The sequence below is a fragment of the Erwinia sp. genome (genome assembly GCF_031978025.1).
Taxonomy (GTDB): domain Bacteria; phylum Pseudomonadota; class Gammaproteobacteria; order Enterobacterales; family Enterobacteriaceae; genus Erwinia.
In genome coordinates, this window is the sequence record NZ_DALZCD010000300.1 from 1 (window position 1) to 5,111 (window position 5,111).

At 53.5% G+C, this 5,111-nt stretch carries 5 protein-coding genes; 3 read left to right on the plus strand and 2 right to left on the minus strand.

The window, feature by feature from the left end; all coding sequences use genetic code 11:
• Together RTK32_RS18790 and leuA are read right to left on the minus strand one after the other, a co-directional pair.
• Positions 1-121 (minus strand): isocitrate/isopropylmalate family dehydrogenase (locus RTK32_RS18790; RefSeq protein ID WP_312046662.1); only part of this gene is annotated, 121 nt, incomplete at its 3' end.
• The gene (leuA, locus tag RTK32_RS18795) at positions 121-1,680 is read right to left on the minus strand and encodes a 2-isopropylmalate synthase (RefSeq protein WP_312046656.1); all 1,560 of its coding nucleotides are present in this window, start codon (positions 1,678-1,680) and stop codon (positions 121-123) included. The genes leuA and RTK32_RS18790, both read right to left, overlap by 1 nt.
• Positions 1,681-2,588: 908 nt before the next feature.
• On the opposite strand from leuA, the gene ilvI reads away from it, so the two are divergent.
• From ilvI to RTK32_RS18810, 3 genes are all read left to right on the plus strand, one after another.
• Positions 2,589-4,310 carry an acetolactate synthase 3 large subunit gene (ilvI, locus tag RTK32_RS18800; protein ID WP_312046658.1) on the plus strand — a complete coding sequence of 574 codons (1,722 nt, stop codon included), beginning with the start codon at positions 2,589-2,591 and terminating at the stop codon, positions 4,308-4,310.
• Between the two features lie 2 nt (positions 4,311-4,312).
• Positions 4,313-4,804: an acetolactate synthase small subunit gene (ilvN, locus tag RTK32_RS18805; RefSeq protein ID WP_312046660.1), complete on the plus strand. Its 492-nt coding sequence runs from the start codon at positions 4,313-4,315 to the stop codon at positions 4,802-4,804.
• A 191-nt stretch (positions 4,805-4,995) separates the two neighbouring features.
• Positions 4,996-5,111, plus strand: a 116-nt coding sequence (locus RTK32_RS18810) for a LacI family DNA-binding transcriptional regulator (RefSeq protein ID WP_312046663.1), incomplete at its 3' end; no start/stop codon positions are given.

Consider the following 5,111-nt stretch of genomic DNA (forward strand, 5'->3'; position numbering starts at 1 on the left):
TGGTGGTGATACGCAGGCCAAAACGCTGGCGTACCGCATCCAGCACTTTTGCCGCCTGTGCCATGACTTCCGGCCCGATACCGTCGCCCGGCAAAACGGCAATATGATAAGTCCTTGTCATTATACGGCTTCCTTATTGTTGGCTTTACGCTGCAGTTCCTGCTCGACCTGGCGGGCGCGCCAGATATTGTTCAGCGCGTTGATCATGGCTTTAGCTGAGGACTCCACGATATCCGTCGCCAGGCCCACGCCATGGAATTTACGGTTGTTATAGTTCACCACGATATCGACCTGGCCCAGCGCATCTTTGCCGTGACCTTTGGCGGTCAGCTGATATTTCACCAGGTCGATATCAAAGTCGGTAATGCGATTGATCGCCTGGTAAACGGCATCGACCGGGCCGTTGCCCGTCGCGGCTTCGGCTATGGACGTTTCTCCGCATTTCAGTTTGACCGAAGCGGTTGCCATCACGCTGGAGCCGGACTGCACGCTGAAGTAGTCCAGATGAAAATGCTCTGGCTCTTCGTTCTGCTTATTGATAAAGGCCAGCGCTTCCAGATCGTAATCAAATACCTGACCCTTTTTATCCGCCAACTTCAGGAAAGCGTCATACAGGCTGTCCAGATTGTAATCGTGCTCTTTATAGCCCATCTCTTCCATGCGGTGTTTGACGGCTGCGCGGCCAGAACGCGAGGTCAGGTTCAGCTGGACCTGATTCAGGCCGATCGATTCCGGCGTCATGATTTCGTAGTTTTCGCGATTTTTCAGCACGCCGTCCTGGTGAATGCCGGAAGAGTGGGCGAAAGCGCCGCTGCCGACCACCGCTTTATTAGCCGGGATCGGCATATTGCAGATCTGGCTGACCAGCTGGCTGGTACGGTAGATTTCCTGATGGTGAATGTTGGTATGTACGTTCATCAGCTGGCTGCGCAGTTTAATCGCCATAATGACTTCTTCCAGCGCGCAGTTGCCCGCACGTTCGCCCAGGCCATTAAGGGTGCCTTCGACCTGACGCGCCCCGCACTGAACGGCAGCCAGAGCGTTGCCGACCGCCATACCCAAATCATCATGGGTATGTACTGACAGGATTGCTTTGTCGATGTTCGGTACGCGATTGCGCAGCTGGGTGAAAATATTGCTGTACTCACTCGGCAGGGTATAGCCCACGGTATCCGGGATGTTGATCGTGGTCGCGCCAGCGTTGATGGCGGCCTCAACCACGCGGCACAGATCGTCGATAGGCGTACGGCCACCGTCTTCACAGGAAAATTCAACGTCATCGGTGTAGTTGCGGGCATGTTTTACCATGCGAACGGCGCGCTCGATGACTTCCGGTAATGTACTGCGCAGTTTGGTGGCAATATGCATCGGCGACGTCGCCAGGAAGGTATGGATACGGTAGGCGTCAGCCACACGCAGCGCTTCGTAAGCCGCATCGATATCTTTTTCCACGCAGCGAGCCAGCGCGCAAACACGGCTGTTTTTTACCTGGCGAGCAATAGTCTGGACGGATTCGAAATCGCCCGGCGAAGAGACGGGAAAGCCGACCTCCATCACATCAACGCCCATCCGCTCCAGCGCCAGCGCTATCTGTAATTTCTCTTTCACGCTCAGGCTGGCCTGCAATGCCTGTTCACCATCACGCAGCGTGGTATCGAAAATAATAACTTGTTGGCTCATCAGATAATTCCTTTCATGTTTGCATCGCTAATGCTACGAGCATAAAAAAACCCGCGCAGTAGCGCGGGTTTTTTAGTTTGCAAGCCTGAATCAGTGATTCATTCCGCCCACAAGTCTACCGCGCATAAATATGCGTTTAGTAGTAGACCAGGTAGGAGGAGGGTACGGATCATTGAGTCAGGCCTCGTAAATTTGCTGTTCCTTTATTGATACTTGAAAGCAGGGGGCAATGTCAAGGCAAGTGACAAGGTAATAATTAGCGGCCGCAAAATCAGCTCAGGGAAATTATTCTGGCTCAGCGAGGGCAGGCAGAACAAAAAGACGAGTGGCGGCCCGGCCAGCAGGAAATGGGCGAAGAAGAAAAGGGGGGAAGGCGTATTTTTTTATTAATTAAATTATTTATCAATAACTTACATGGTGGTGGTTTGTAAACTGCTTTCGCCATGAGTCCCCGGTGAATTAGCGCATTCTTTTACAAATGGATGGGCAACCAGCAGAAAAGACTAAAAGTCTCGTCATGTTTGAACAGGTCAGCTTTATTCAAAGAACTTCACTCCTTAATAACGAAACGATCACACTGGAAAATAAAGTGTGGTCAGCATAAACCGCTTTTTTAAGGGCGAGTAGTTAGTGTAAACGTCGACGTGTTAACGAAACCGGCAGTGCCTTAATGCGGGCTTTCTCTCATTCCTCACGCGCAGGATGTTTGCCTGCCAGGATTTCTACGGTTATGGTAAATCCTTACCCGAAGAAAAATAAAAAGGGCACTGCCCTGTACCTGGCCGCTGAAAATATTTTTAGCGGCTGAATAAACACAGGTTTTGAACTTATCGGCAAGCGGGCGTTATTTGTAAAATAAAAGCATCAAGTACGCCGGTAAATCAGCACCTTAAAGCCTGGAGGCAAAAATGGAGATGTTGTCAGGAGCCGAAATGGTAGTCCGATCGTTAATCGATCAGGGCGTAAAACATGTGTTCGGCTACCCCGGCGGGGCAGTACTGGATATTTATGACGCATTGCAGACCGTGGGCGGCATCGACCACGTGCTGGTACGCCATGAACAGGGCGCCGTGCATATGGCGGACGGCTACGCTCGTGCAACAGGTGAAACGGGCGTGGTGCTGGTCACCTCCGGCCCCGGCGCGACCAATGCCATTACCGGCATCGCCACCGCCTATATGGATTCCATCCCTATGGTGGTGCTCTCCGGACAGGTGCCTTCTTCCCTGATTGGCTATGACGCCTTTCAGGAGTGCGACATGGTGGGCATTTCCCGGCCGATCGTCAAACACAGCTTTATGGTGAGACAGGTAGAAGATATCCCAACGGTCGTGAAAAAAGCGTTCTGGCTGGCGGCCAGCGGCCGACCCGGACCGGTCGTTATCGACCTGCCAAAAGATATGATGAACCCGGCTAACAAGCTACCGTATCAGTGGCCAGAGTCGGTCAGTATGCGCTCCTATAATCCCACGACGCAGGGGCATCGGGGTCAGATCAAGCGCGCCCTGCAAAGCCTGTTGGCAGCGAAAAAACCCGTGCTTTATGCGGGCGGTGGCGTAATCAATGCCAACTGCGCCGACGCGCTACGCGAGTTCGCTGAAAAACTTAATTTGCCGGTAACCTGTTCACTGATGGGCCTGGGCGCTTTTCCCGGTACCCATCGTCAGTGTCTGGGCATGCTCGGGATGCACGGGACTTATGAAGCGAATATGACGATGCACAATGCCGACGTTATCTTCGCCGTCGGCGTGCGTTTTGACGATCGCACCACCAATAATCTGATGAAGTATTGTCCGAACGCGACGGTGCTGCATATCGATATCGATCCGGCCACTATCTCCAAGACAGTGCCGGCAGACGTGCCTATCGTCGGTGATGCTCGCGATGTGCTGCAGCAGATGCTGGAAATGTTGAAGCAGAAGAGCCAGCAGGACGACGACAGCCTGCGCGACTGGTGGCAGAGCATCGAACAATGGCGAGCGCGTCAGTGCCTGGCGTTCGATCGCAGCAGCGAGAAAATCAAGCCGCAGGCGGTGATCGAAACTATCTGGCGTCTGACCAATGGTGATGCCTACGTCACGTCCGACGTGGGGCAGCATCAGATGTTTGCCGCGCTTTATTATCCTTTTGACAAGCCGCGTCGCTGGATCAATTCAGGCGGGTTGGGCACGATGGGCTTTGGGCTGCCTGCCGCGCTGGGTGTGAAGCTGGCCCTGCCGGAAGAGACTGTGATTTGCGTCACGGGCGACGGCAGTATTCAGATGAATATTCAGGAACTGTCGACCGCGCTGCAATACAACCTGCCGGTGTTGGTGCTGAGCCTGAATAACCGTTATCTGGGCATGGTAAAGCAGTGGCAGGATATGATTTATTCAGGCCGCCATTCGCAATCCTATATGGAGTCGCTGCCCGATTTTATCAGGCTGGCAGAGGCTTATGGCCATGTCGGTATCGGCATTCATCATCCCCATGAGCTGGAGGAAAAGCTGAGTCAGGCGCTGGCGGAGTTGCGTAAAGGTCGCCTGGTGTTTGTGGATGTGAATGTTGACGGTAGCGAGCACGTTTACCCGATGCAGATCCGCGGCGGCGGAATGGACGAAATGTGGCTGAGCAAAACGGAGAGGACATAATTATGCGTCGTGTTTTATCGGTACTGCTGGAAAACGAATCCGGCGCATTATCGCGGGTTGTCGGGCTTTTTTCACAGCGTGGCTACAACATCGAGAGCCTGACCGTGGCGCCCACTGACGATCCGACTCTGTCACGAATGACTATTCAGACCGTAGGCGATCAGAATGTGCTGGAGCAGATCGAAAAACAGCTGCACAAACTGATAGACGTGCTGCGCGTCACGGAGCTGGGGCAGGGCGCTTTCGTCGAGCGTGAGATCATGCTGGTAAAAATTCAGGCGTCCGGCTACGGCCGGGAAGAGGTTAAGCGCAGCGCAGAAATCTTCCGCGGCCAGATCGTGGACGTCACGCCTTCGCTTTACACGGTTCAGCTGGTCGGCACCAGCGACAAGCTGGACGCTTTTTTAAGCACGGTGCGTGAAGTGGCGGAAATTGTTGAGGTGGTGAGGTCCGGCGTTGTCGGCATCGCGCGTGGCGAACGCAGTATGCGCTGATTACCCGGCGTGATAATTGCGAAAAGCTCCTAACCCGGCGGAATGCCGGGTTTTTTTATTTTTGCCGCAAAGCTCCCGACTGGGGCTAAAAGAGGTTGCTGGCGCTGCCGTTAGATGTAAGATTATCTTGTCCTTAGCCACGATGTGGCTATTTTTTCTGCGCCGTCATGGTGCCTGAGCGTGGAGTTATTGTGAAACTGGATGAAATTGCGCGTCTTGCTGGTGTATCGCGCACGACGGCCAGCTACGTTATAAATGGTAAAGCCCGGCAGTATCGTGTCAGCGACAAGACCGTAGAAAAAGTGAT